General features: G+C 64.5%; 25 protein-coding genes. 10 read left to right on the top strand and 15 right to left on the bottom strand.

Features of this window, described 5'->3' with window-relative positions; translation table 11 throughout:
- Entirely contained in the window at positions 1–1,299 is a 1,299-nt protein-coding gene (gene egtB, locus AB7245_RS29025; protein WP_166342509.1) for an ergothioneine biosynthesis protein EgtB, read from the bottom strand.
- Positions 1,300–1,538: 239 nt separating this feature from the next.
- Here egtB and grxD point away from each other — a divergent pair, with 239 nt between their 5' ends.
- From grxD to AB7245_RS29005, 4 genes are read left to right on the top strand one after another with little or no spacing between them, the layout of a single operon-like run.
- A complete protein-coding gene (gene grxD / locus AB7245_RS29020; RefSeq protein ID WP_085404302.1) occupies positions 1,539–1,865 on the top strand; it encodes a Grx4 family monothiol glutaredoxin in 327 nt (108 codons plus the stop codon).
- 3 nt (positions 1,866–1,868) lie between these two features.
- A complete protein-coding gene (locus AB7245_RS29015) occupies positions 1,869–2,420 on the top strand; it encodes an O-acetyl-ADP-ribose deacetylase (RefSeq protein WP_439035186.1) in 552 nt (183 codons plus the stop codon).
- A gap of 46 nt (positions 2,421–2,466) precedes the next feature.
- Positions 2,467–3,753 (top strand): serine hydrolase domain-containing protein, encoded by a 1,287-nt coding sequence (locus tag AB7245_RS29010; RefSeq protein WP_166342507.1) that lies wholly within the window; start codon positions 2,467–2,469, stop codon positions 3,751–3,753.
- Position 3,754: 1 nt separating this feature from the next.
- A complete protein-coding gene (locus tag AB7245_RS29005) occupies positions 3,755–5,017 on the top strand; it encodes a serine hydrolase domain-containing protein (RefSeq protein WP_439035185.1) in 1,263 nt (420 codons plus the stop codon).
- Between the two features lie 102 nt (positions 5,018–5,119).
- On the opposite strand, the gene AB7245_RS29000 is transcribed toward AB7245_RS29005, so the two are convergent.
- The 8 genes from AB7245_RS29000 to murI form a co-directional block, all read right to left on the bottom strand.
- On the bottom strand, positions 5,120–6,187 hold the full coding sequence (locus tag AB7245_RS29000) for a threonine aldolase family protein (RefSeq protein WP_208087609.1): 1,068 nt from the start codon (positions 6,185–6,187) through the stop codon (positions 5,120–5,122).
- 97 nt (positions 6,188–6,284) lie between these two features.
- Positions 6,285–6,509, bottom strand: coding sequence for a type II toxin-antitoxin system RelE/ParE family toxin (locus AB7245_RS28995; protein ID WP_166342504.1), 225 nt, complete (start codon positions 6,507–6,509; stop codon positions 6,285–6,287).
- Complete coding sequence (locus tag AB7245_RS28990; protein WP_166342503.1) at positions 6,506–6,733, bottom strand: hypothetical protein; 228 nt, start codon at positions 6,731–6,733, stop codon at positions 6,506–6,508. Before AB7245_RS28990 ends, AB7245_RS28995 begins: the two co-directional genes overlap by 4 nt.
- A gap of 114 nt (positions 6,734–6,847) precedes the next feature.
- Positions 6,848–7,465 carry a 30S ribosomal protein S4 gene (gene rpsD, locus AB7245_RS28985; protein ID WP_071912408.1) on the bottom strand — a complete coding sequence of 206 codons (618 nt, stop codon included), beginning with the start codon at positions 7,463–7,465 and terminating at the stop codon, positions 6,848–6,850.
- Positions 7,466–7,664: 199 nt separating this feature from the next.
- On the bottom strand, positions 7,665–8,432 hold the full coding sequence (locus AB7245_RS28980; RefSeq protein ID WP_166342502.1) for a 2-oxo acid dehydrogenase subunit E2: 768 nt from the start codon (positions 8,430–8,432) through the stop codon (positions 7,665–7,667).
- A gap of 106 nt (positions 8,433–8,538) precedes the next feature.
- Complete coding sequence (locus AB7245_RS28975) at positions 8,539–8,922, bottom strand: cupin domain-containing protein (protein WP_038941991.1); 384 nt, start codon at positions 8,920–8,922, stop codon at positions 8,539–8,541.
- 69 nt (positions 8,923–8,991) lie between these two features.
- Positions 8,992–9,765, bottom strand: coding sequence for an HpcH/HpaI aldolase family protein (locus AB7245_RS28970; protein WP_439035184.1), 774 nt, complete (start codon positions 9,763–9,765; stop codon positions 8,992–8,994).
- Between the two features lie 61 nt (positions 9,766–9,826).
- Entirely contained in the window at positions 9,827–10,624 is a 798-nt protein-coding gene (gene murI / locus AB7245_RS28965; RefSeq protein ID WP_166342500.1) for a glutamate racemase, read from the bottom strand.
- A 170-nt stretch (positions 10,625–10,794) separates the two neighbouring features.
- Here murI and AB7245_RS28960 point away from each other — a divergent pair, with 170 nt between their 5' ends.
- Both AB7245_RS28960 and AB7245_RS28955 read left to right on the top strand, forming a co-directional pair.
- A complete protein-coding gene (locus AB7245_RS28960; protein ID WP_439035183.1) occupies positions 10,795–11,346 on the top strand; it encodes a cytochrome b in 552 nt (183 codons plus the stop codon).
- Positions 11,347–11,494: 148 nt separating this feature from the next.
- The gene (locus AB7245_RS28955) at positions 11,495–12,136 is read left to right on the top strand and encodes a glutathione S-transferase family protein (RefSeq protein WP_166342498.1); all 642 of its coding nucleotides are present in this window, start codon (positions 11,495–11,497) and stop codon (positions 12,134–12,136) included.
- A gap of 13 nt (positions 12,137–12,149) precedes the next feature.
- Here the strand turns inward: AB7245_RS28955 and AB7245_RS28950 are convergent, their stop codons facing one another.
- Together AB7245_RS28950 and AB7245_RS28945 are read right to left on the bottom strand one after the other, a co-directional pair.
- Positions 12,150–12,956, bottom strand: coding sequence for a Crp/Fnr family transcriptional regulator (locus AB7245_RS28950; protein WP_071912420.1), 807 nt, complete (start codon positions 12,954–12,956; stop codon positions 12,150–12,152).
- A gap of 261 nt (positions 12,957–13,217) precedes the next feature.
- Positions 13,218–14,330, bottom strand: a complete 1,113-nt coding sequence (locus AB7245_RS28945; RefSeq protein ID WP_166342497.1) for a SecDF P1 head subdomain-containing protein — start codon at positions 14,328–14,330, stop codon at positions 13,218–13,220.
- A 246-nt stretch (positions 14,331–14,576) separates the two neighbouring features.
- Between AB7245_RS28945 and AB7245_RS28940 the strand changes: the two genes are divergently transcribed.
- Entirely contained in the window at positions 14,577–16,484 is a 1,908-nt protein-coding gene (locus AB7245_RS28940) for an acyl-CoA synthetase (protein WP_354130325.1), read from the top strand.
- 71 nt (positions 16,485–16,555) lie between these two features.
- Complete coding sequence (locus AB7245_RS28935; RefSeq protein WP_439035182.1) at positions 16,556–17,881, top strand: LVIVD repeat-containing protein; 1,326 nt, start codon at positions 16,556–16,558, stop codon at positions 17,879–17,881.
- Between the two features lie 69 nt (positions 17,882–17,950).
- Here the strand turns inward: AB7245_RS28935 and AB7245_RS28930 are convergent, their stop codons facing one another.
- Entirely contained in the window at positions 17,951–19,087 is a 1,137-nt protein-coding gene (locus AB7245_RS28930; RefSeq protein ID WP_439035181.1) for an ABC transporter substrate-binding protein, read from the bottom strand.
- A gap of 425 nt (positions 19,088–19,512) precedes the next feature.
- On the opposite strand from AB7245_RS28930, the gene AB7245_RS28925 reads away from it, so the two are divergent.
- Positions 19,513–21,366, top strand: a complete 1,854-nt coding sequence (locus tag AB7245_RS28925) for an ATP-binding protein (RefSeq protein WP_166353247.1) — start codon at positions 19,513–19,515, stop codon at positions 21,364–21,366.
- Between the two features lie 66 nt (positions 21,367–21,432).
- Here the strand turns inward: AB7245_RS28925 and AB7245_RS28920 are convergent, their stop codons facing one another.
- Together AB7245_RS28920 and purB are read right to left on the bottom strand one after the other, a co-directional pair.
- Positions 21,433–22,605 (bottom strand): M20 aminoacylase family protein, encoded by a 1,173-nt coding sequence (locus AB7245_RS28920; protein WP_085404318.1) that lies wholly within the window; start codon positions 22,603–22,605, stop codon positions 21,433–21,435.
- A gap of 118 nt (positions 22,606–22,723) precedes the next feature.
- Positions 22,724–24,031 carry an adenylosuccinate lyase gene (gene purB, locus AB7245_RS28915; RefSeq protein WP_014494164.1) on the bottom strand — a complete coding sequence of 436 codons (1,308 nt, stop codon included), beginning with the start codon at positions 24,029–24,031 and terminating at the stop codon, positions 22,724–22,726.
- 565 nt (positions 24,032–24,596) lie between these two features.
- Between purB and AB7245_RS28910 the strand changes: the two genes are divergently transcribed.
- Positions 24,597–25,184, top strand: a complete 588-nt coding sequence (locus tag AB7245_RS28910; RefSeq protein WP_028158450.1) for a TetR family transcriptional regulator — start codon at positions 24,597–24,599, stop codon at positions 25,182–25,184.
- Positions 25,185–25,220: 36 nt separating this feature from the next.
- On the opposite strand, the gene AB7245_RS28905 is transcribed toward AB7245_RS28910, so the two are convergent.
- Positions 25,221–25,511, bottom strand: a complete 291-nt coding sequence (locus tag AB7245_RS28905) for a hypothetical protein (RefSeq protein WP_166342494.1) — start codon at positions 25,509–25,511, stop codon at positions 25,221–25,223.
- Positions 25,512–25,593: the final 82 nt, after the last annotated feature.

The following is a 25,593-nucleotide window of genomic DNA, read 5'->3' as shown; positions in this document are numbered from 1 at the left end:
CTAGACGTAATCGGCGAGCCGCAGTCCGGTGAACTGCCAGCGATGGTGCGGATAGAAGAAATTGCGATAGGTAATACGGCTGTGGCCCTCGGGAGTTGCAAGCGAGGAGCCGCGCAGCACCAGTTGGTTGATCATGAACTTGCCGTTGTACTCCCCGAGCGCGCCTTCGATGGCGCGGTAGCCGGGGTAGGGCGAATATGAAGACCGCGTCCACTGCCAGACAATGCCGAAGGCGTCGTTGAGCTGGCCGGCACGCGCAGCAACCTCCCATTCCATCTCGGTGGGCAGATGCTTTCCGGCCCAGCGCGCAAACGCATCGGCCTCGTAATAGCTGACGTGGCAGACCGGCGCGTCCGGATCGACCGGCTTGAGACCGGCGAGCGTCATCATGTGCCACTGGCCGTCGATCTCGCGCCAATGACCGGGGGCGTCCCAGCCTTCGTTGTTGACGGTGGCAAAGCCGTCCATCAGCCACAGCGTTGCGGTCCGGTAGCCGCCGTCGCGCATGAAGGCGAGCCATTCGCCATTGGTGACGAGATTGCGTGCGACCCTGACCGGACCGACGAGGGCGCGATGCGCCGGCTTCTCGTTGTCGAAATGAAAACTGTCGTCGACATGACCGACCGTGTGGATACCCTCGTTCAGCGTCAGCCAACCCTCATCCGCGCGTGTCGAAGCCGGGAAGCGCCAGTCCGGATCATAGGCCGGCGGGATCGGGTTCTGCGCGAAGGCATGCAGGATGTCGGTGACCATCAATTCCTGATGCTGCTGCTCGTGATTGAGCCCGACCTCGACCAGCGGTGCGATCTCGCGAAGCTTGTCCGCGCCAACCTCGCGAAAGAATTTGACGACGGCCGCATCGACATATGCTCGATAGGCGCCGACCTGATCGGCGCTGGGACGGGTGATGTCGCCGCGGTGATTGCGGGAATGACGCGGGCCGGCGCTGACGTAATAGGAATTGAACAGGAAAGCGAAATCAGGGTGGAAGGGCCGGTAGCCAGGGGCGTGCTCGCCGAGCAGGAATTGCTCCCAGAACCAGGTGGTATGGGCCCGATGCCATTTCGTGGGGCTCGCATCCGGCATGGATTGAATCTGCTGGTCTTCGGGCGACAGCGGCTCGGCCCGGCGCTCGGTCTCGTTGCGGACGGCGAGAAATGCCTCTTCCAGCCCCTGGGCGAGGCCGCGCGGGTCGGCCGACGGTGACGAAAGCGGCGGGGTGGCCGTAGCGGAGGCTGATTTCGTCACGTTTTTCTCCAGACAGGACAAGAGAACGTTGTTGGCGTTGCCCGGTTCCAAAACCTGGGTTCGTCCTAGATAGGGGCTCCGTTACGGTATGAAAGTCCTCCCCGGCGATGATATTCGTGGCATCATGTAATGGGGCCGGCGTGGCCTGGACCGGCCCCAAGGGGCTGTTCGCCGCCATTTTACTTTGGATGCACAACGGTTTGGGCTACATATATAGGCAGGTATCGGGTTAAATCGGCTGAGCCGGCCCGGAGTGATTGTTGAGGGCTCCGCCCCAGAAGGACACGGATATGAGCATCGCGGAATTCATCGCCAACGAAGTCAAGTCGAACGACGTGGTTCTGTTCATGAAGGGAACGCCGCAGTTTCCGCAGTGCGGTTTCTCCGGCCAGGTCGTCCAGATCCTCGACCATATCGGCGTTGGCTATAAGGGCCTCAACGTCCTCGAATCCGCCGAACTGCGCAACGGCATCAAGGACTACTCGAACTGGCCGACCATTCCGCAGCTCTATGTGAAGGGCGAGTTCGTCGGCGGATGCGACATCGTCCGCGAGATGTTCCAGGCCGGCGAACTGCAGCAGCTGCTCTCCGAGAAGGGCGTCGCCGTCGCGGCCTGACACGTGACCCAGCTGACGCGCCGCATCGGCGGCGCCGAGCTTGAGGTTATCGTCGCTGACATCACGACACTCGGCGTTGACGCCATCGTCAACGCCGCAAATTCGTCTCTCCTTGGCGGAGGCGGCGTTGATGGCGCAATCCACGACGCTGCCGGTCCCGAGCTTCTGGCCGAGTGCCGGACGCTCGGGGGATGTCCGACCGGCGATGCCAAGATGACGAAGGGCTACCGTCTGCCCGCGGGACATGTGATCCACGCAGTCGGCCCCGTCTGGCAGGGCGGCAGCCGCGACGAGGCGGATTCGCTGCGTTCCTGTTATCGCCGTGCGCTTGAGCTCTCCCAGGCCAATAGACTGAACTCTCTAGCCTTCTCCGCGATCTCGACCGGGGTATATCGCTTTCCGGCCGACCAGGCCGCGAAGATTGCGGTCCACACGACCATTGAAGCCCTGCCGGCTGCGCCGCTGGTCACCTACGTCATATTCTGTTGTTTCTCGGAGACAAGCGCCGCGCTCCACACGGACGTTCTGGCGCGGTACAGCAGCCCTTGTGCCTGATGACGTGGTCAGTACACTCCGCTCGGCCACCTTCCGGGGAGGGGATATGAATTCACATTTCGGACTGCGTGCGTTGATTTGCGGCGCACTGGTGTCGCTGGGTGCGATGTCGCTCGCGCGCGCCGAAGGCACCTACGAGATTCCGGCCGGCGCGCATTTCAATCAGGACAAGCTCGCCAAGGTCAGCGAGTTCTTCAATAACGAGGTCGCGACCGGCAAGATCGCCGGCGCGACAGTGCTGATCAAGCAGCACGGCAAGCCCGTCTTCCGCGAAGCCTTCGGCGTGCAGGACGTGGTGAGCAAGGCGCCGATCACGGACCAGACCATCTTCCGCCTGTTCTCGATGAGCAAGGCGATCACCTCCGTCGTTGCGGTGCAGTTGATCGAGGACGGCAAGATCAAGCTCGACGATCCCGTCTCGAAATACATTCCGTCCTTCGCCAATGTGAAGGTCGGCGTCGAGAAGAAGGCCGACGACGGCACCAAGTCGCTCGAACTCGTGCCGCTGAGCCGGCCGATGACGGTGAAGGATCTGATGACGCACACGTCTGGCGTCACCTATGGCTTCTACGGCGACAGCCTGGTCCGCAAGGCCTATCGCGACGCCAAGATCTACGACGGCGATTTCGATCTCGCCGAGTTCGCCGAGCGCATCGCAAAATTGCCGCTGCACAACCAGCCGGGTGCGCTGTGGCAATACGGCCACTCCACCGACATTCTGGCGCGAGTCATGGAGGTCGCAACCGGCAAGCCGCTGCTCGAGATCGAGCGGGAGAAGCTGCTCGATCCGCTCGGCATGGTCGACACCGGCTTCTTCGTCACCGCGCCCGAGAAGCAGAAGCTTCTGGCGCAGCCGGTGCCGAATGACGCCGATTTTCGTGTCGGCCGGATCAATGATCCGACGGTTGTCAAAAAGATTCAATTCGCCAGCGGCGGCATGGTTACGACCATGGCGGACTATGAGCGCTTTGCGCAGATGCTGCTCAATGGCGGCAGCCTCGACGGCAAGACCATCCTCAAGCCCGAGACGTTCAAGCTGATGGTGACCGACCAGGTCGGCCCGACCTCGGGGGTCAGTCGCGACTATTTCTATTTCCCCGGCGACGGGTTCGGCTTCGGCCTCGGCCTTGCGGTCCGCACCGATCCCGGCAACGCCAAGCCGCCGCCGCCCGGCGATCTCGGGGAATTGAAGTGGGACGGCGCCTCCGGTTGCTATTTCGTCATCGACCCCAAGCAGGACATGTTCTTCGTGCTGCTGGAGCAGACCCCGACCGAGCGCCAGCGCGTGCAGCGGACATTGAAGCAGTTGGTCTATGAAGCCATGGAGAAGTGACATGTTCGGGCGCCGCGCGCTGATCGCGGCGCTCGTTCTTTTGTTCGGTGCAGGTGGTGCGCAGGCGGGCTCCGAGGGGCGCGCCCACACTTTCTCGCCAGAAGGTCTGGCAAAGGTTTCTGACTACATCAGGAGCGAGGTCGCAGCCGGCACCTTTCCGGGCGCGATCCTGCTGCTCCAGCAGCACGGCAAGCCGGTCTATTACGAGAATTTCGGCGTCCGCGATGTCGCCACCGAGATCTCGATGAGCGCGGACACGATCTTCCGGCTCTATTCGATGTCGAAGCCGGTCACGACAGTCATGGCGATGATGCTGGTCGAGCAGGGCAAGCTCTCGCTCGATGATCCCGTCGCAAAGTACATTCCGGCCTTTGGCGCGATGAAGGTCGGTGTCGAGACGAAGGCCGAGGACGGCAAGGCTGCGCTGGCGCTGGAGCCGCTCAGTCGCCCCGTGACGATCAAGGATTTGATGCGCCACACTGCCGGGCTGCCCTACGGCTATTATGGCGGGGGCTTGGTGAACAAGCTCTATGCCGACGCCGGTCTCTTCGACAACAAAGCTTTGACCAACGCCGAACTCGTCGCGAAGATCACCACGCTTCCGCTCGCCGAACAGCCCGGCACGAACTGGGACTATGGCCACTCCACGGACGTGCTCGGCCGCATCGTCGAGGTCATATCGGGGAAATCGCTGTTCGCGTTCGAGAAGGAGCGGCTGCTCGATCCGCTCGGGATGACGGACACCGCATACTATGTCGCCGATCCTGCCAAGTGGCCGCGCATCGCCGAGCCGATGCCGCAGGATCGCGCGATCAGTCCGATGACGCAGGTCCGCGATCCCCGGAAACCGCAGAGGTGGGAGTCGGGCGGCGGCGGCCTTGTTGGTACGGTCGGTGACTACGCGCGCTTCTCGCAGATGCTGCTCAACGGCGGCAGCTATGAAGGCCGGCGCTATCTCAAGCCGGAGACCATCGCGCTGATGGCGTCGGATCATATCGGCCCCGGGACGAAGATCGCGCGCGATCAGAATTACTATCCGGGCGGAAGCTCCGGCTTCGGCCTCGGTTTCGCGGTGCGCACCTCGGTGCCATCAGGGACATCGTGGCCGCTTGGCGAATATCGCTGGGACGGCGTCGGCGGCACCTTCTTCTTCATCGATCCCGAAGACGATCTGTTCGGGATCTTCATGGTGCAGACCCCGTCGCAGCGCGGCCGGATTCAGCTCGCGTTGAAGACGCTGATCTATCAGGCGATGGGGCGGTAGCTGGCCGCCTTCGTAGCCCGGATGGAGCGAAGCGCAATCCGGGAACATCTTTCCGCGAGGCGAGGACCCCGGATTTCGCTGCGCTCCATCCGGGCTACGGACTTACGCCCCGCGCACGATCTCTCTGACATACCCGATCGTTTCTTCGACCTGGGCCGCATTGACGTCGAGATGGGTGCAGGCGCGGATGCGGCCGTCCATCATCGCGAGCGTCACGCCGCGCTGGCGCAGTGCGGCGACCATCTTGTCGCCGGCAATTCCGGCGCCATCAGGCTTGAAGAACACGAGATTGGTCTCGGGCTCCTGCACCTCGACGCCTGCGATCTGCGACAGCCCGCGGGCGAGCGCGCGCGCATTGGCGTGGTCGTCGGCGAGACGGTCGACGTGATGGTCGAGCGCGTAGATGCAGGCGGCCGCGCAGACGCCGGCTTGCCGCATTGAGCCGCCGAGGCGCTGTTTCCACTGCCAGACCGCGTCGATGAAGGCGCGCGAGCCCGCCAGCACGCCGCCGATCGGCGCGCCCAGGCCCTTGGAGAAATCGATCCACGCCGAATCCCACCCCGCCGTCATGTCGCGCGGGGAGATGCCGCTTGCGACGGTGGCGTTGAGCAGGCGCGCACCGTCCATGTGGGTGACGAGGCCGTGCTGCTTGGCGATCGCGACGATCTCGTCGAGCGCTGCCTTCTTCCAGATCGTGCCGCCGCCGATATTGGCGGTCTGCTCGACGCTGACGACGGTCTGCGGCGGCTGGTAGCGCGTCCGCGGATGCAGTGCCTTGCGAAAGGTCTCCGGCGTGAACTGGCCGTCGGGTCCCTTGAGCTGGGTCACCTGGAAGCCGCCGATCGCGGCATGCGCGCCGCCCTCGCGGGCGATGATGTGCGCGCTCTCGTGGGCGAGGATCTCGTCGCCGGGACGGCAATGCACCAGCGTCGCGGTGACGTTGCACATCGTGCCTGAGGGCATGTAGACCGCGGCTTCCTTGCCGAGCAGCGCGGCGACGCGCTCGCACAGTGCGTTCACGGTCGGATCGTCGCCGACCTGCTCGTCGCCGACCTCCGCCCGCGCCATCGCCTCGCGCATCGCAGCCGTCGGCTTGGTCTGCGTGTCCGAAAGCAGATTGATGCGCACCGGCGGCGCCTTGGGATCGATCGGGGGAGGGGTATAGAGCATCAACTTGCTCCCTGAGGGGAATGGCACTCGCTCGCGGTCAGCGAGCTCTGGGTGGACGCCGGGCGGCGTGACGAAACCGCATAATAACGATTTCTGTCTAGGTCACACGATAATCGATCAGATAGGGATAAGGGTTGACCGGCAAGCGACGGACGTATGCACGCGTAGTCGTTCGACCTGCGTGGGGGTAGGTCTCTAGCAATGCCATGAGAGCGACAATGCGGCCGCGCACGTGGCCTGTGCCTTGGGGCGAGTGCGCCTCGATGTAGGTCAGAATTTGGTCGATTTGGGCGAGCGCCCGCTTCGTATAGCGGACCTTCACAGGCCGTGCTTAGCCCACATCGCGCGGACTTCGTCGCCGCTGGCCAGCTCGCCGCGGGCGATTTCGGCTTCGGCCTCGGCGAGATCTGCCTCTTCCGCCGCCGTCAGCTGGATTGGTGGCTGATCGACCCCGGCAAGCTCAAGCAGGGTCCGCGCCAGTTCGTCCTGCTCTAAATCGGGCAGGCCGGAAACTTTGCTGAAGGCCTCTTCCAGAAGATGAGTCATGCTCAACTCCGCGATGTGCAATCATAGCACAGATGGCCTGAGACATGGGAATCGCCGGCTCAAACAAAAAGGCCCCGGTGAACCGGGGCCTTTGAATGTCGTTCTGCCGAACTGTTAGCGCGAATAGAATTCGACGACCAGATGCGGCTCCATCTGCACCGGGAACGGCACGTCGGAGAGGCCGGGGATGCGCACATACTTGGCGGTCATCTTGCCGTGGTCGACTTCGAGATAGTCGGGGGTGTCGCGCTCGGGGAGCTGGCTGGCTTCGAGCACGTGGGCGAGCTGCTTGGAGGCTTCCTTGACCTCGATCACGTCGCCGATCTTGAGCTGGTAGCTCGAGATGTTCACCTTGCGGCCGTTCACCTTGACGTGGCCGTGGTTGATGAACTGGCGCGCGGCGAAGATCGTGGAGACGAACTTGGCGCGGTACACGACCGCGTCGAGACGACGCTCCAGGAGACCGATCAGGTTCTCGCCGGTGTCACCCTTGAGGCGGCTCGCCTCGACATAGATGCCGTGGAACTGGCGCTCGGAAATGTTGGCGTAGTAGCCCTTCAGCTTCTGCTTGGCGCGCAGCTGCACGCCGAAATCGGAGAGCTTGCCCTTGCGGCGCTGGCCGTGCTGGCCGGGGCCGTACTCGCGGCGGTTGACGGGGCTCTTCGGGCGGCCCCAGATGTTCTGGCCCATACGGCGATCGAGTTTGTACTTCGCCTCACTGCGCTTAGTCATCGCGTCCTCTTCAGGTACATGGTTTGAGGAAACGCGCCCTCCTGTGTGACGGGCTGGGCCCGGCACTGACAGGTCCGATCCCCAAAGCTTAAGGGAGAGGACCACGGGTCGCGAAACGCTTCGCGGGCCGAAATCGGCCCGCGAGCAGGCGGCTTTTAGGTGAGTTTGGGCCGTTCTGTCAATGCGAATAGCCCCGAAATCATGTCCGGACCGCCCGGATCGGCTTCGGCCCGGCCGCGCGCAATTCGGCAGCGATTTCAGTGTTCAGGACCTGTTCCAGCCGGGTCAGGACCCGGGCAATGGGGGCGGCGTCGGTGACCCGGTGGTCCCAGCGGATCACGACATTGATGGTCTGGTCGCCCTCGACCACCCCATAGCTGACGATGAACGGGCCCGGCGTGATGGGATGGAGCTCGCCACCGCCATAGGCGGCCACCGAGCTCACCGCGAAGCTGCCGAACCAGTTGCCGCGCTGTCGGCCGAAATTCAGCCCGACCGCCCAGCACAGCCGCCGCAGCGGCAGCGGCAGGCGGGTGGCCCGCATGATCTTGCGGAACATCGGGATATCGTCGATCGGGGCCGTCTTGGCACGCCGGATTTCGGCGTCCACCGCGGCCAGCGCCATGGCTTCGGGAGCCGCGATTCGCTGCGGCATCACGCATTCCTCGCCGTCTTGGACCCGGGCGATCGCCACCGACGCCACGCTATTGGGCAGCTCGTAGAGCATCGGCCAAGGCCATTTGGCGTAGACAGTGCGCAGGACCGGCTCGTCCCTGGCGACCAGGGCAAAGGCCTTGACGAACATCGCGGCCCAGCCGGCGGACGCCATCGCTCCGGCACGCGCCTCCAGCAGGGGGCGGATATTGAGGGGGCGGGAGAGCGAGACGAATGGCACGTCCATCGACGCCCGCATGAGGTCGCAAATCAGGCGGCGCGGCAGCGAAATGGTCTTGGGCGTCCCGCGCATGGGTCTTTCGGTTCCTGCGGACTAAAATATGTGCAGCGAGCGGGTGGCCCGCTCGCCGCGTGCTCTAGCACGAACCAACCCGCCTGGGGCCGGTCGGTTCGCCGCATCAGGGCGCCGGCGAAGCCAGCGGCTTGGTCTTGTCGACGATGTAAACTCCAAGCACTTTCATGGCCTTGTCGCCATGAGCCTTGGCGTCGTGCACGACGCCTGCCGGGATCTGATAGGAATCCCCGGCTTTCAGGGTTTTCTCCGGCTGGCCGTCGATGAGGAGATTCAGCTCGCCTTCGAGCACGTAGCCGGTTTCGACCCCAGGATGGGTATGGCGTCCGGCCGCGCCGCCCGCCGGGACCTCTGCGATGGCGGTGACGGTGTTGTAGCCGTCGGGAAATTCGACCTTCTGCAGTGGGGTCCGCTTGATGCCGGTCTGCTGGGCGAAGGCTGCGAGGGCAAGGCTGGTGAAGGCGAGAGCGAGCAAAGTCTTTTTGAGCATGGTTCTTCCTCCCTGGAACCGCCGACCCTAGCAGCGTCGCAGTTCCCGGCAAGGCCGCGATCGGCTCGTTCAGCGCTTGATTCCCTCGAACGCCGCCATGATGCCGCGCTGGAACAGCGACCAGTCGAAACCCAGCGCGATCGCGCGATAGCCGCGATCGACTAGGGCGTTGGCCTGGTCGGCGGTGCGGGCCACGCCGCCGATCGGCACGCCGCTCTTGAGGATGCCGGCCTCGGCGCGGGCGACCAGCTCCAGCAATTCCGGATCGTCCATCTGCCCGCGCTTGTTGATGGACGTCGCGAGATCGCCGGGGCCGATCACCGCGACGTCGATGCCCGGCGTCGCCATGATCTCGTCGATGCGATTGACGGCCTCGACATGCTCGATGGTGATCATGCAGATCATCTCGTCGTCGGCGCCGGCCATGTAGTCCGGCATCGACTGGCCCCAGCGGAACGGCGCGTGGAACGGACCCCAGAGACGATCGCCGCGCGGCGGATAGCGCACGCTGCGCACCGCCTTCTCGGCTTCGGCGCGATTGGTGATCATCGGGAAGGTGATGCCGAAGGCGCCGATGTCCATCGGCGCTTTCGCAAGCCACGGCTCGTTCGCCGCGATCCGCACCAGCGGCGTGCATGGCGTGCCTGTCGTGGCGGCGATCATCGCATGCGCTTCGGTCAAGCCAATCGGGCCATGCTCGAGATCGACGATGATCCAGTCGAGCGAGCGCGCCATGATCTGTACGGTCTGCACGCTCGGGATCGTCGCGATCGCGCCAAAGGCGGGGCGCCCCTCGCTCCACAATTGGCGGAGGCGATTGAGCGGCGTTGCGGGGACCGGCATGGGGATGAACCTGCGAAGATGGCGACGGCGAAGCCTAGCAGCGCGCCGTCGAGGCGCAAGGTCAGGCCAGCGCGCGGCCGCCGAAGAACGGCGTCAGCGTGGCCGAAAGACCATGCACGCGGTTCGAGGTGAAGATCATCTCGGCGCCGGACTGCGCGATGCCGCCGATTTGCGTGCCGAGCAGGTCGGAGACGCGGCGGGCGATGGCGGGCGCGGGGTCGATCCATTCGACCGGCCAGGGCGCGAGCGTCTTCATCCGGTCGAGCAGCAGCGGATAGTGCGTGCAGGCTAGCACCACGGTGTCCGTGCGCGATGTCGCGTCCGCGGGATCACCGACGAAGCAGGGGGCGAGTTCGGCGAGGATGTCGCCGTCGCTGATCGGATGGCCGCTGAGCGCGGCTTCTGCCAGCGAGGCGAGCTCGGGCGAGCCGACCAATGTCACCTCGCAACCCAGCGCGAAATCGCGGATCAGCGCCTTGGTGTATTCGCGCTTCACCGTGCCCTTGGTGCCGAGCACCGAGACGCGGCGGCTCTTCGACTGCGCGCAGGCGGGCTTGATCGCCGGCACGGTGCCGACGAAGGGCAGGGAATAAGCGGCGCGCAAGTGAGATAGGACCAGGGTGGACGCCGTGTTGCAGGCGATGACGACGAGGTCAGGATCGTGGGTGCCAATCAGTTCGCCCATCAGCGGCACGACGCGGGCGATGATCTCGTCCTCGCTGTGGTGGCCATAGGGGAAGAAGGCATCGTCGGCGACATAGACGTAATGCGCGTCCGGGCGCGCGGCCACGACCTCGCGGAGCACCGTGAGTCCGCCAAGGCCGGAATCGAACACCAGGATCGTCGAGGAATAGGTCACGTCGCTACCTTAAGGGCACCATGGTTACCATTCGGTTTTTGGGGCGGTTTTGCGGCGGGGCCCGCTTGGGACCAATTTGGAACGATTCAATTTCACGGTTGCCGCAAGTTCCCGCTATCAGCAGCTGCGCTGCGGAGGGGGACATATCCGCAAAACTCCGGAGAGCCGACATGATCAGAAATACCAGTAACGGCTGGGGCAGCGTTTCCCGGTGGCTGCACTGGATTTTGGCGCTGGCCATCCTCGCCATGATCGGCTTCGGCTGGTGGATGAACCACATCCCGGCGCGTCCGGACCGCTTCTTTTGCCGCTCGATCCACGCCGATATTGGCTATGTGATCCTGCTGCTGACCGTGCTGCGCCTGGTCTGGCGCGCCGTCAACCCGACGCCGGCGATGCCGCCTGAAACCTCGCGCTGGCAGAAGATCGCGGCCCATATCAGCCACGGCGCGCTCTATCTCGTGGTCATCCTGGTCGCGATGCTGGGCTGGGCGCATTCCGGCGCGCGTACGCCGGATTATTCCGATTTCTTCGGCCTGTTTCAGGTGCCGCAATTCACCTCTCCCGACCGTGCGGCGGCGGGCGCCTATGAGGACCGCCACATCCTCTTTGCCTATGTGCTGCTGGCGCTGATTGCGATTCACGTGGTCGCTGCCCTCTGGCACCACTTCATCCGCCGCGACCGCGTCGTGGCGCGGATGGTGACGGACGAGGCGGGGTAGGGCGGTCCCTCCACGTCGTCATTGCGAGCGCAGCGAAGCAATCCAGAGTCTTTCCGCGGTCGCAGTCTGGATTGCTTCGCTGCGCTCGCAATGACGGGTTAAGATGCGGACATCACGGCAGGTCCAACTCACGGTCGCAGGAGACGCCATGCTCACCGTCCACCATCTCGGCAAGTCGCAATCCGAGCGCATCGTCTGGCTCTGCGAGGAACTGGGAATTCCTTACGAACTGAAGCGCTACGCGCGCGATTTCGTCACCATGCTGGCGCCGCCCGACTACAAGGCGCTGCATCCGATCGGGAGCGCGCCCGTGATCACCGACGGCGACCTCGTGCTCGCCGAGTCCGGCGCCATCGTCGATTACATCATGGCCAAATACGGCGATGGGCGCCTTGCGCTCCGCCCTGATCATCCTGATTTCGCGCAGTTCCTGTACTGGTTTCACTTCGCCAACGGCACGCTACAGGCCGGCATGGGCCGGCTGATGATCCTGAACCGGCTCAAGCTCGCCGCGGACAATCCGATGCTGGTCGCGAGCAGAGGGCGTACCGACCGCGCCTTCGACCTGGTCGATGCACGTGCTCGCGACGCCGAATATCTGGCGGGCGACACCTTCACCACCGCCGACATCATGATGGGCTTCTCGCTCACCACGATGCGCTACTTCCAGCCCTATGACCTGTCGCGCTGCCCGAATGTGATCAAATATCTCGGCCGCGTCGGTGCCCGCCCGGCCTACCGGCGCGCGATGGAGAAGGGCGATCCGGGAATGGCGCTGCTGCTGAGCTGAGCCGCGGCGCCGTTCACGCGATCCGGTTCGTGGTCGTTGACCGCTCGCTCGCCAGCTGCTTTTGCAAGCGATCGATGTTTTGCAGCAGGCGCTGGCTGGTCAGCACCAGGAAGTAATAGCCGAACTGCGGGTCCTGAAAATAGATCTCGAGCAAGCGGTCATAGGTGATCGTCAGCACCTGTCCGTCCTCGACGCATTCGATGGTTCCGGTGCGCCGATTGTCCGGCGTGAGGAAGCCGAGCTCTCCCATGAGAGCTCCGGGCCCGATCTCCACATTGATCTCCTTGACCAGGAACTTGCCGGTGACCGTGAGGAGCATCTCCTTGGCCGGATCGCCCAGTTTGAAGAGCGTATCGCCACTGCGATATCTGCGCTCGGTCATGAACGGCTTGAGCCACTCGATCGACATGTCGCCTTCGGCCGCATGGCGCGCCTTCTTGACCAGCTTGAGCATCTGCCGCAGGCGCAGGGCGTTGATCGGAAGCAGCAACAGATAGAGGAGGAAGGTCGAGACGTTGGCCGAGAGCGCGCCGAAAACGGCGAAGAATGCACAGCCGACCATGTTGGCGACGCGCAGCGGCACCATCGTCCGCATCAGGAGGGTGGCGACGAAGAAGCCGGCGCCGACCGCGGCGAACAGATTGGCCAGCGTAATGTTTTGGACAAAGATCTCCAGCAACCGGTTGAAGATCGCGTCGTAGGTGACGTTGTTGGGATCGAGGCCCATCTGGACCAGGATCTTTGCGATCCTGAGGTTGTCCGTCGCCGCATCCAGAATGCGGTCGAGGATCGAGGAAATGTCTGCGCTGCCGGACGGCATGTACTAACCCCGCGTAAGGCCTTCAGTCCTGGTCGGTATGCTCGACACGTATAGCCGAAATCGAATGACGGCCGCTTGAAATGAAGCCTTCGGCCGCCATGCCGCAAGAGGCAAATTTTAGCCTGATCGGGCGTTTCGGCAATTGCCCGTTGGTTGTGCGCGTGGCCATGGCGCGCCCGTGATTCGGGGCCCCCGAGGCGCGGGCTTCGGCGTCGTGGACCGTGGCGCCCCGACGGGGCGGGGGCGGAGCGCGACCGGCCCTTACGGCTTGGCGGCGGGTTGCATGACCTGCTGCTCGACGAGGTCGAGGTGCCCCGGCAGCGAACCGGCGCGCAGCAACATCGCGACGCTATTGGCTTCCTCCAGGGTGAAATTGCCGGAGATTTGGCCCGAGCCGCCGGTGATGGGCTCGCGGATCACGGGGGCGGAGATCACCTTGCCGTCGAGCACGATGGCGAAGGGCCTTCCGATGTTCTCCTCGGTGACGTGGGCAAAGCGCCGCGTGCCGCGGCCGTTGAAACGGAACGAGGCGATCGGGTCTTTCGTGCCGCTGGCAAATCCCGGGCCGGCATAGCTGATGTCGTCGCCGTCGAGTGCGCTGTCCCTGGCGACCAGGTAATGGCGCTCGTCCTTGAAGCCGGGCAGGACTTCGGTGCCCGTGGGCGGCGTGCCGGATTGCGCCTGCTCCGCCGGCATCGAGACGTCGATCAGGCGGAAGCTGACCTTGACCTTCCTGGCGAAGACCGCGGTCACGCGGGCGGGCTCCATCATGCCCGGGATGAAAATGCGGATGCGATCCGTGCCATCCGGCAGGACGCTGGCGAGGTTGATGCCGGCATCCTTGAGGCGCTGCTCGATCATGGCGATGGAATCTTCGACGAGATCGCGCAGCCGGGCCGCGGATGCGGCATCGGTCTGCGCGAGCCTGACCAGTCCGTCGCCGCCATCGGTCACCGTGAGCGCATGCGATGGCAATCCCTCCGCGGCCGACGCGAGCTTGCGTGCGAGCTGTTCGCGGCCCTTGGCATCCGCGATCTTCACCTCCACGCCGGCGTCGCGGATCGCAAGACCGGAGAAGGCGATCTTGCCCTCGCGCAAGGTCTTGTAGACATCGTCGCGCAAATCCGTGACGACGCTCTCGCGCAAGCCGTCGGTATCGACCTTGTAGATAATGCGCGAGCCGCCCAGCTTCTCCATCTTGTCGGCGACGAAGGCGGCGATCCTGGCACGCATCTTGTCGAACTGGCCGTCCTCGGCGCGCGCCGCGCGCGGCAGGACGATCGCCGAAGTCATGATCGCTGAAGTCATGATCGCCGAGGTCACGGCGAGCGCGACAATCAGCCGTGTGATGCGGTGCCGCGGGGGCGTGGTCATGATTTCCTCAAGTCTTGCGGCAGGACGCTGGCAGCGGAGTCCGATGCATGTTCTTGGTCCCCGGATCGGGCCGGGAGGTTCAATGGCCACGAAGACGAGTGCTACGGCCGTAGCCGTTCGGCCATGGACGAACGCTCAATCATCCATCATTCTGTCGGCGCTCGACCGGCTATCGGCCGAGGCCTCGCCGACCAAAATGTCAAAAGACAGGGGGCGGGAAATGCATCTGAGGGAGGACGGAATTCCATGGCGGGCATCCACGCGCTCGATCGGTTCATCGGCAACGACTATCCGGACTTCGCGACGGACGCAGAGGTCCGGGCCTTCGAGCAGGTCCCTTACGCCGATCGCGTCGCGGCCGAGAGCACCTATGACGCCATCAGGCTCGGTGCGGCGCGCAACCCCGACGGTGCGGCGATCCAGTTCCTGCAAAACGCCGATCCGGCCGATACGCCTGTGATGGTCACCTATCGCGATTTCGTCGCGCGCGTCACGCAGGCCGCCAACATGTTTCACGCGCTCGGCGTCGAGAAGGGCGATGTCGTCAGCTTCATGCTGCCGCTGGTGCCCGACGCCTTCGTGACGCTGTTCGGCGCCGAGGCCGCGGGCATCGCCAATCCCGCCAATCCGCTGCTCGAGCCGCACCAGATCGCGGAGATCCTTGAGGCCGCGAATACCAAGGTTCTGGTTGCGCTCGGGCCGATGCCGGGCACCGACATCTGGCAAAAGGTCGAGCAGATCCGTCCGCAGCTCAAACACCTCAAGGCGGTCGTGCAGGTGTTCGGGGGAGGCGATCCGGACAAGGGCATCTTCGCCTTCAACGACCTGATCAAGCAGCAGCCGTCCGACCGGCTTATCAGCGGGCGCAAGATTCTGGGTGGCGACATCGCCGCCTATTTCCACACCGGCGGCACCACCGGCACGCCGAAGCTTGTGCGGCACACCCACGCCAATCAGGTCTATCAGGCCTGGGCGCTCAATCTGCTGCTGAAGTCGAAGCCCGGCGCCAACATGCTGTTCGGCATGCCGCTATTCCACGTCGGGGGATCGCTGACGCAGGTGTTGCTGACGCTGTCCGCCGGCGGCTCATTGGTCGTGCTGTCGCCGAGCGGCTGGCGCAACCCGAATTCGGTGAAGAACATCTGGGGGCTGGTGGAGCGCTTCAAGCCGGAGGCGCTGTCGAGCGTGCCGACGGTGCTGGCGGCCACGCTTGCGGTGCCGCCAGGCAATGCGGACATCTCCAGCCTGAAATATGCCGCCGGCGGCGGCTCGGCGATTCCCGTCGCCGTCGGCTCGGCGATCCAGGAGAAGCTGAAGCTGCCGGTGGTCGAGGTCTACGGCATGACCGAGACCTCGAGCGTGCACACGCTTGCTTATCCCAGCCGGCCGATCCGGCTCGGCTCGGTCGGCCTTCCCATGCCTTACGCGCGCGTGCGCATCGTGCAGCTCGATGCTGACGGCCGCCTGATCCGCGACTGCGCAGCCGACGAGATTGGCGTCGTCATCATGGCCGGGCCCGGCGTGTTCGGCGGCTATCTCAACGACGAGCACAACAAGGGCGCGTTCGTCGACGATGTCTGGGTCAACTCCGGCGACCTCGGACGTCTCGATGCCGACGGCTACCTCTGGATCACCGGCCGCGCCAAGGATCTCGTGATCCGCGGCGGCCACAATATCGATCCGGCGCCGATCGAAGAGATCATGTTTCGCCATCCCGCCGTCGGCTTCGCCGCCGTGGTTGGCCAGCCCGACGCCTATGCGGGTGAGCTGCCGGTCGGTTACGTGCAACTGAAGCCGGGCGCGACCATTCAGCCGGGCGAGCTCGAGTCCTGGGTGCGCGAGCGGACGCCGGAGCGCGCCGCCGTTCCGGTACAGGTCATTCCGATCGACCCGATGCCGGTGACGGGCGTCGGCAAGGTGTTCAAGCCGCAGCTGCGCTGGGACGCCGCGCAGCGCGTGTTCGCCAAGGTGCTGTCGCCGCTCACTGAGCGCGGCATCGATTGCAGGGTGAAGGTCGGCGCCCACGGCAGTCACGGCTCGATCGCCACTGTGACGCTCGCGGGCCTGCCGGCAGACCAGCGCGAACTCGTCGCTGGTGAGGTGCACACGCTGCTCGATCCGTTCGTGATGCGGCACGAGGTGGTGCAGGCGTAGGTAAGGGCACGCGAGGCTTGCGCGCCTCGCCGCGAGCGCGCATCATCCTCTCAAAAAATGGGGGGAAGCCGATGCCTGAACTCTCTCGCCGCCATTACCTTCAACAATTGTCGGCCGTGTTCGGATCCGCTGCGCTGTCCGGATTGTCACGGCCGGCATGGGCGTCAGAGCCGGACATTCCGCCGGAGGGCATCGGCAAGGGCATCAAGCATATCTCGTACAGCGATGTCGGCGGCCGGCCCGACACCGTGCAGGTGATGTTCAACCGGCAGCACGTCTATGTCGGACACATGTTCAGCGACGGCGTGACGATCCTGGACGCATCCGATCCGCGCGCACTGAAACCGGTCAATTTCTTCACTGCCGGGCAATACACCCGCACCCACCATCTGCAGGTGGCGGAAGACCTGCTGCTGCTTGCGAACGGCGCCAACATCGTCGCGATGCAGTCCTACGACAGCATGCGCGGCTATTTCGAGAATTCGCTCGCCGACAGCATCACCAAGGCCAAGAAATTCCGCTCCGGCCTGTCGATCCACGACATCTCGAAACCGGGCGAGATGCGCGAGGTCGCGTTCCTCGAAATGCCGGGCTTCGGCATCAACCGGCTGTGGTGGCCCGGCGGCCGCTATGCCTATGTGTCGGCGCATTTCGACGGCTTCACCGACCACATCCTTTGCGTGGTCGATCTCAAGGCCATCACCAAGCCGGAGATCGTCGCGAAATGGTGGCTGCCGGGCATGAACCGCGCGGCCGGCGAGCTGGCGACGCCCGAGGGCAAGCGCTTTGCGCTGCATCACATGATCACGGCGGGCGATCGCGGCTATGCCGCCTGGCGCGACGGCGGCTTCACCATCCACGACATCGGCGATCCCGCCAATCCGAAGCTGCTCTCGCACATCAACTGGTCGCCGCCCTTCGCCGGCGGCACGCATACGCCGCTGCCGCTGCCCAAGCGTCAGCTCGCCATCGTCGCGGATGAAGCCAATGCGGATCAATGCGCCAAGGGCCTGTTTCATACATTCGTGCTTGACGTGCGCGCGCCGCAAAATCCGGTGCCGATCGCGACGCTGCCGACGCCACGCGATCGCGACTTCTGTGCGAAGGGCACCTTCGGTCCGCATAATCTGCATGAGAACCGCCCCGGCTCCTTCCAGAGCGAGGAGACGATTTTCGCGACCTACAACAATGCCGGCGTCAGGGTGTTTGACGTCACGGATCAGTTTGCGCCGAAGGAGATCGCGTATTGGGTGCCGCCGGTACCGAAGAAGCTGATCGATCCCCGGCCGAACGTCGCGCTCGCAGCCAAGACCTGCGATTCCTATGTCCGGCCCGACGGGCTGATGTTCGTGTCGGACTGGAATGCCGGAATGCACGTGCTGCAATATCAGGGGTAATCGCCGCGCAGCGGGAGTCGGCGACTTGTCCGCCGTGGCCACCTCTTCCGATCGGGTGATGCCTCGCCGCTACCCGCGGATCGCTGCATTGGCCCTTTCGGCCGCGCCCGTCATCGCATCCTTGGCCGATTTCGCACCGTTGACCACTTCATTCACGCCGATCATGAAGGCGTCCAGGATCAGTCTTGATTGCGGATGGAAAAGAATCGCCTTGGCGCGGTCGACGTCGGCATTCTGCAAATTGATCAGCGCCGCCTCGGCGGCCTGCGAACCGAACGCCTTCCTGAAGCCCTCGCTCGACCAGGCCGACACGCGTGTCGTCGCCAGCCCTGCTGCAGCAGTCTGCAGCGAGGTCGCCTTGCTCGTCGCCCAGAGCAGGAACAGGAAAGCCGCGCGCTTGTTTCGCGATTTGGAATTGATGCACGCCTGCCAGTGCGACATGAAGGGGACGGGGCCGCGACCGGCGAGATGCGGAAAGGTTGCAAACCCGGCCTGCTTCGCGACACGGCTTTTCGCTGGATTGGAAATGTCGGTCGCGAAGTTGCTGCTGTCGATCGCCATGGCCGTCCGCCCCTGCAGGAAGTCGTCCAGCACGTGGTACCATTCGTAGCTGCCGACGCCGGCAGGCCCGGCCTGACCGAGCAACTGTCCGTACATCTCGACGGCCGCGATCCCCTCAGGGCTCGCGAAAACGACCCTGTTGTGCTCGACCATGGCTCCACCGTAGGAGAACAGGAAGCCCATGGCTGGCGGGGAGGAATTGCCGCTCGCCTGGGCCCGCATCGCGATCCCCGACATCCCGTTGCTCTTGACCGCCTTGGCGGTGACAAGCAGCTCGTCGAAAGTCTGGGGTACCGGCTGGTCCTTGGCTGCCAGCGCATCGCTGTTGATGAACAGGGTCGTCGCCTCTGAGGTAATCGGGACCGCGTACCGTTCGCCGTCCGACCACAGCGGGAAGGCGCGGGCCGTCTTGAGCAGGTCGCTCTCGTCATACCAGGCGGGGTCGGTCAGCGACTTCATGGAATAATAGCCGTTCAGTGGCTCCACCCATCCGTTCGTGATGCCCTGGCCATAGGTCGTGAACATGAAGACGTCGGGCGTGCTACTGCCGCGAGCGAGCCTGATCGGCAGCGCGCCGAGGTAGGTGGTTTCCAGCTGGAAATCGATGGTGACGTTGATGCCGGTGAGGATGGTGAACTCCGGCAACAGCGGCGCGATCGCGTTCGACCACGGATGGATCGCACCCGAAAGTGCGATCGTCTGTCCCGCAAATTGCTTCCAGTCGATCGCGGCGTTGGCGTTAGCCGCAGCGGAATCCTCGGCAAAGCCCCATCGCGGCAGCGCGGTCAGGCCCGCGCCAGCCGCCCCAGTCCCTTGATGAAACTGCGGCGGCTCGCCGGATGGCTCAATGAGTTTTCACCCTGTGCCATGATGATGCTCCTTGAATCAACCAAGGGCATTCATCCATAGCACACGCACGGTGCCGCAGTCCTGCGACATCACGGCCCGACCTCTGGCGTATCCGATGAATGTCGGGTTCCCGACCTCCTTATCCGTGCTATTGTCCCATCATGCTCTGGCGTCGGCACCAGAACACGCGCGGTCACACGAGCATCGAAGACCCACGGCCAATGTCCGTTCCTGTTCGGGCCCTGCCTCTGCGATGGTTTGCTCGTCCGCTGATCCTTGCGGTCGCAGTGCTTGTGACCCTGTTTGCCGCGACCAGCTTCCTCGGCCTGCAATATTGGCAGGAGCGGCAAGCAGCTCATCACTTCATCGAGCATAGCCGTCAGGTCCTCGAAACGCTTGATCGGCTGCGGGCGATCGTCGCGGAACTGGAGACTGAAAGGCGCGGGTATCTCATGACCCTCGACCCCGCCTATCTCAAGGCCTACGGCGTCTCTGACGAAAGCGTACGGCGCGAGGCTCAGGCGCTGCAGATGTTGGTGGCGGATGATCCGTTGCAGGGCCTTCGGGCCGGACATCTGGCGCTGACCGTTACAGCCACGCTGCGCGAGATCGACGAGCTGCTGAAGACGGCCGGCACGTCCGGGCTGGCCGCGCTGGCAATGATCCGCAGCATGGACGAGATCCGCTCGCAAATCGACCAGATGGTGGATCACGAGCGCTTTCGGCTCGCCGGCCGGGAGGCGCGCGCAGAAGCATTCGAGCAACGCTGGACCTGGCTGATCGCCGGCGCCGTTGTCCTCGTCGTCGCGCTGGCCGCAGCGGCGCTGGCGCTCGCGCGGCTCGAAGCGAAACGGCGGCGGGAGGCGACCGAGGAGAACATCCAGCTCCAGAGTGATCTTGCAGCACGGGATATCAAGATCAGGCGCCTGTTCGATGCCAACATCATCGGCATCATCATCTGGGAAGTCGAGGGGCGCATTCTCGAGGCCAACGATGCCTTCCTGCGCATCGTGGGATACGACCGGGAAGATCTCGCCGCAGGGCGCCTGCATCGGACCGACCTCACGCCGCCGGAATGGCGCGACCGCGACTTGCAGACCGTGACGGAACTGAAGCGGGTCGGGACGGCCCAGCCATTCGAGAAGGAGTATGTGCGGAAGGACGGAAGCCGCGTTCCGGTGCTGATCGGTGGGACCATGTTCGGAGAAGGTACGGATCATGGCGTCGGCTTCGTCCTCGATCTGACGGCTCTCAAGCGGGCGGAAGCCGAAGGCCGCGAACACGAGCGGCGCTACCGTGAAGCGCTGATGGAGCTCGCGCACGCCAATCGCGTCACCACGATGGGACAGCTAACCGCTTCGATCGCCCATGAAGTCAATCAGCCGATCGCCGCGATCGTGGCGAACGCCGAGGCCGGGCTGAATTGGCTGGAGGCGCGACCGCCAAACCTGGAGCGGGTTCGACAGACCCTCGACTGGATCACCGGTGATGGTATGCGAGCCGGCGACATCATCGGCCGGATCCGGGCGCTCATCAGGAACGCGCCCCCGCAAAAAGAGACCCTGGAGATCAACCCGGCGGTGCTTGAGGTCATCGCGCTGACACGCAGCGAAGCGTTCAAGAACGGCGTCTCGGTGCGAATGCAATTTGCGGAGGGCTTGCCGCCGATTCAGGCCGACCGGGTTCAAGTTCAGCAAGTGGTGCTCAACCTGATCGTCAACGCGATCGAGGCGATGGCCGCGGTCGGCGAGGGGGGACGGGAGTTGCTGATCAGCACCGGTCGGGATGCATCCGACGGCGTCCACGTCACCTTGCGGGATTCCGGTCCGGGGCTGGATCCGAAGAACGTGGATCGCCTGTTCGAAGCCTTCTACACCACCAAGCCCACAGGCATGGGGATGGGTCTCGCCATCTGCCGCTCGATCATCGAGGCGCATGGCGGGCGGATGTGGGCCGGCGCAAACGAGCCGCGGGGCGCCTTCTTTCAGTTCACCCTGCCTCTCGCCTCAGACGAGACCGCATCCAGCCCGCTGGAGACGGAAGAGCCAACGGGGCAACGCTCTGCGGCTCGATGACGGGCTCCGCGTTGCGTGGCCCTTTGGCGGCAATGTCGCCCGGGCCACGGCTGCCGCGAAGCGACGCTAGCCCGCCGGCATCCGCGTCTCCACCAGGCGCGCCCAGTAGGAGGCGCCGTGGCCGAGGATGTTGTCGTTGAAGACATAGGCCGGGTGGTGGCACTCGTTGCCGTCGCCCATGCCGACCAGGATCATCGCGCCGGGACGCGCTTCCAGCATGAACGAGAAGTCCTCGGCGCCCATCATCGGGATGAACTTGTCGTTGACGCGCTCGGCACCGACGATGTCGCGGGCGACGTCGGCGGCAAGGCCGGCCTCGCGCGCATGGTTCATCGTCACCGGATACATCCGCGTGTACTTGGTCTCGGCCGAGCCGCCATAGGCGCGGGCGACGCTTTCGGCGACCTCGCCGATGCGGCGCTCGACGAGATCGCGCACTTCAGGATCGAGCGTGCGGACGGTGCCGCCGAGCTCGGCGACTTCAGGGATGATGTTGAAGGCCGTGCCGGAGTGGAATTGCGTGATCGAAATGACGGCGGACTTCAGCGGATCGACGTTGCGCGCGACGATCGACTGCAGCGCGTTGACGATCTGCGAGCCGATCAGCACGCTGTCGACGGATTTGTGCGGACCGGCGCCGGCGTGGCCGCCCTTGCCGTGGACGGTGATCTGGATGTTGTCGGAGGAGGCCAGCATCGCGCCGGGCGTGGTCGCGAAATGGCCCTCGGGCAGGCCCGGCATGTTGTGCATGCCGTAGACCTCCTGGATGTTCCAGCGCGTCATCAAGCCGTCCTCGACCATCGCCTTGCCGCCGCCGCCGCCTTCCTCCGCAGGCTGGAAGATCATGATCGCGGTGCCGTCGAAATTGCGCGTCTCGGCGAGATATTTGGCGGCACCGAGCAGCATGGCGGTGTGGCCGTCATGGCCGCAGGCGTGCATCTTGCCGGGAACCTTGGAGGCGTAGGCGACGCCCGACGTCTCCATGATCGGCAGCGCGTCCATGTCGGCACGCAGCCCGATGGTCTTGCCGGAGGCCGACTTGCGGCCGCGGATCACGCCGACGACACCGGTCCGGCCGATGCCCGTCACCACCTCGTCGCAGCCGAATTCGCGCAAGCGATCGGCGACGATGCCGGCGGTGCGATGGACCTCGTAGAGCAGCTCCGGGTTCTCATGGAAGTCATGGCGCCAGGCGGCCATTTCGTCGGAGAGGGCGGCAACGCGGTTGACGATGGGCATGAGGGGATCCGTTTCTTGTTCGTGGGGTAGGTTAGCGTAGCGTAACCCACCGCCGTGTCACGAGGAATGGTGGGTGATGCCTGCGGCTAACCACCCGGCAGTTTCTACGGACGCGCGCTCAGCTCTCGCCGAACACGCGCTTGAAGATCGTGTCGACATGCTTGAGGTGATAGCCGAGGTCGAACTGCTCCTCGATCTCGGCGTCGGTGAGATACTTCTTCACTTCAGTGTCCTTCTTCAGGAGCTGGAGGAAGTCGCCTTCGCCGCGCCAGACCGGCATCGCGTTGCGCTGCACCAGCTTGTAGGCATCCTCGCGGCTTGCGCCCTTCTGGGTCAGCGCCAGCAGCACGCGCTGCGAATGCACGAGGCCGCCGAGGCGGTCGAGGTTCTTCTGCATGTTGGCGGGATACACCAGCAGCTTGTCGATCAGGCCGGCGAGGCGCACCAGCGCAAAGTCGAGCGTCACGGTGGCATCCGGGCCCATCATGCGCTCTGCGGAGGAGTGCGAGATGTCGCGCTCGTGCCAGAGCACGACGTTTTCCAGGGCCGGCGTCACATAGGCGCGGACCATGCGGGAGAGGCCGGTGAGGTTTTCCGACAGCACCGGGTTGCGCTTGTGCGGCATCGCGGACGAGCCCTTCTGCCCTTCGGAGAAGAACTCTTCGGCCTCCAGCACCTCGGTGCGCTGCATGTGGCGGATCTCCACGGCAATGCGCTCGACCGAGGAGGCGATCACGCCAAGCGTCGAGAAATACATCGCATGGCGGTCGCGCGGGATGACCTGAGTGGAGATCGGCTCGGGGACGAGGCCCATCGCCTTGGCGACGTGCTCTTCGACGCGCGGGTCGATCTGGGCGAAGGTGCCGACGGCGCCGGAGATGGCGCAGGTCGCGACTTCCTTGCGCGCCGCGATCAGGCGCTCCTTGGCGCGCGAGAATTCGGCATAGGCATAAGCGAGCTTGAGGCCGAAGGTCACAGGCTCGGCGTGGATGCCGTGGCTGCGGCCGATAGTCGGCGTCATCTTGTGCTCGAAGGCACGCTTCTTCAGCGCGGCCAGCACCTTGTCGAGATCGGCGAGCAGGAGGTCGGCGGCGCGGGTGAGCTGGACGTTGAGGCAGGTGTCGAGCACGTCGGAGGAGGTCATGCCCTGGTGCACGAAGCGCGCTTCGGGGCCGACGATTTCGGCAAGGTGGGTCAGGAAGGCGATGACGTCGTGCTTGGTCTCGCGCTCGATCTCATCGATGCGGGCGACGTCGAAAGTGGCGTCCTTGGCCTTGGCCCAGACCGTCTTCGCGGCCTCCTTGGGGATCGTTCCGAGCTCGGCGAGAGCGTCCGCCGCGTGCGCCTCGATCTCGAACCAGATCTTGAACCGGGTCTGCGGCTCCCAGATCGAGGCCATTTCCGGGCGGGTATAGCGGGGGATCATCAGACTGCTCCAGGAAGGTGGGCGGGCGGCCCAAGGGGGCGGCGACCGGCCAAAATGCTTTTTACGCCGTGATTTAGCAGAGCGGGCAGGGCGAAACAAACGATCTGGACCCCAGGCGAGGGGGATCGGCGAGCTATCCACCGCCCCTGGACCAGCCCAAGCTGAGGAGACGCCGCCCACAAAAGTTAACTGTCAATCACGGATCATTGACTGACAGATATTGAAATCTGTCAGCGGGACGTGTATATCCGTTCTCGGACGCTGCGATTGGGCGTCCCGCGGCGACCCGCCCGGGGAGCCCGAGGTCCGAAACAGTTGCGGATCGCGGGACATAAGGAGGTTGGGACCGCGGACGAATGGAGACTTAAGACAATGACGACCGAAATCATCAACTTCACCGGAACGATTGGGCATTGGCTCAATTTACTGGTTGCGCGCCAGATCGCGGCGCAGGCTGCAAAACTGCCTCATTAAGGCGAGAGCTTTCCGAAACGACCGGCACGGGCGCTTCGGAAGCAGCTCCATCGCCGGGTAACTGAGCCCTCAACGGGAACATGGTGCTGGCATGAATGAAGCCGTGATCTTGACGCCGGAGCGGATCCTCGAAGTCACCGAGGACGTTCTGCGGCGCTACGGACTTGCCAAGGCCACCGTGGTTGACGTTGCCCGTGCGCTCGATGTGAGCCACGGCAGCGTCTATCGCCATTTCCCGAGCAAGGCCTCGCTGCGCGAGGCCGTCGCCAAACGCTGGCTGGATCGCATCGACGCGCCGTTGCTGGCGATCGCCGAGGAGCAGGGGCCGGCGCCGGCCCGACTCGACCGCTGGCTGCGCACGCTGTTCGCCGCCAAGCGCTCGCGCGTGCTCGACGATCCCGAGATGTTCGACACCTATCTGACGCTGGCGCGCGAGGCTTGCGCCGCCGTCAAGTGCCACAAGGACACCATGATCGACCAGATCGCGTCGATCCTGACCGACGGCGTGAAGCAGGGCGTGTTCGAGGTGGGCGACGTCAAGGCCACCGCCCGCGCCATCTTCGATGCCACCGTCCGCTTCCACCACCCGGCACATGCCGACGAGTGGAAGGACGCCGATCTGCCCGCTCGTGTCGATGCGACCCTGGCGCTGGTGCTGCGCGGGTTGAAGGCGGCCTAGACCGACACGGTCCCGCCAAAGCGTGTAACTGTCGATTCAGCCTTTCGCCTTGTGCAAAAGGGCCTCCTCGCGAAGGGCAGGCGAGTGGGTCGATTGCCTTCCGTTGGAGGATGGGACAACCGGCGGGCTCTCCGGATATGTGTTCACCGCGATTTCGACGGCGTCCTTCGACCGCTTCCGAATGCGGTAGAATGTAAGCTCCTGATCGAGTGCGGGGCAGCGGAAGTGGACGACGGCCGTATCCGGCAAGCGGCAGAGTTCGTCGATGAGCTCGCCCACGGTGAGGAGCGGAGGATCGACGACCGTTCGGTGCATGGCCTTACTCATGGCGCAACTCCTTCACTCTGCTGCTAACCAAAGCGCGACGGTGTCGGTTCCATTCCGCTCGCCTCAAGCGCTGGATAAAGGC

Origin of the sequence: Bradyrhizobium sp. 604_D8_N2_3, assembly GCF_051810765.1 — a bacterium.
In the GTDB taxonomy this organism is placed as follows: Bacteria; Pseudomonadota; Alphaproteobacteria; order Rhizobiales; family Xanthobacteraceae; genus Bradyrhizobium; species Bradyrhizobium barranii.
Note: the sequence above shows the minus strand (reverse complement) of the source record. Positions and strands in the feature narration are given on the sequence as shown.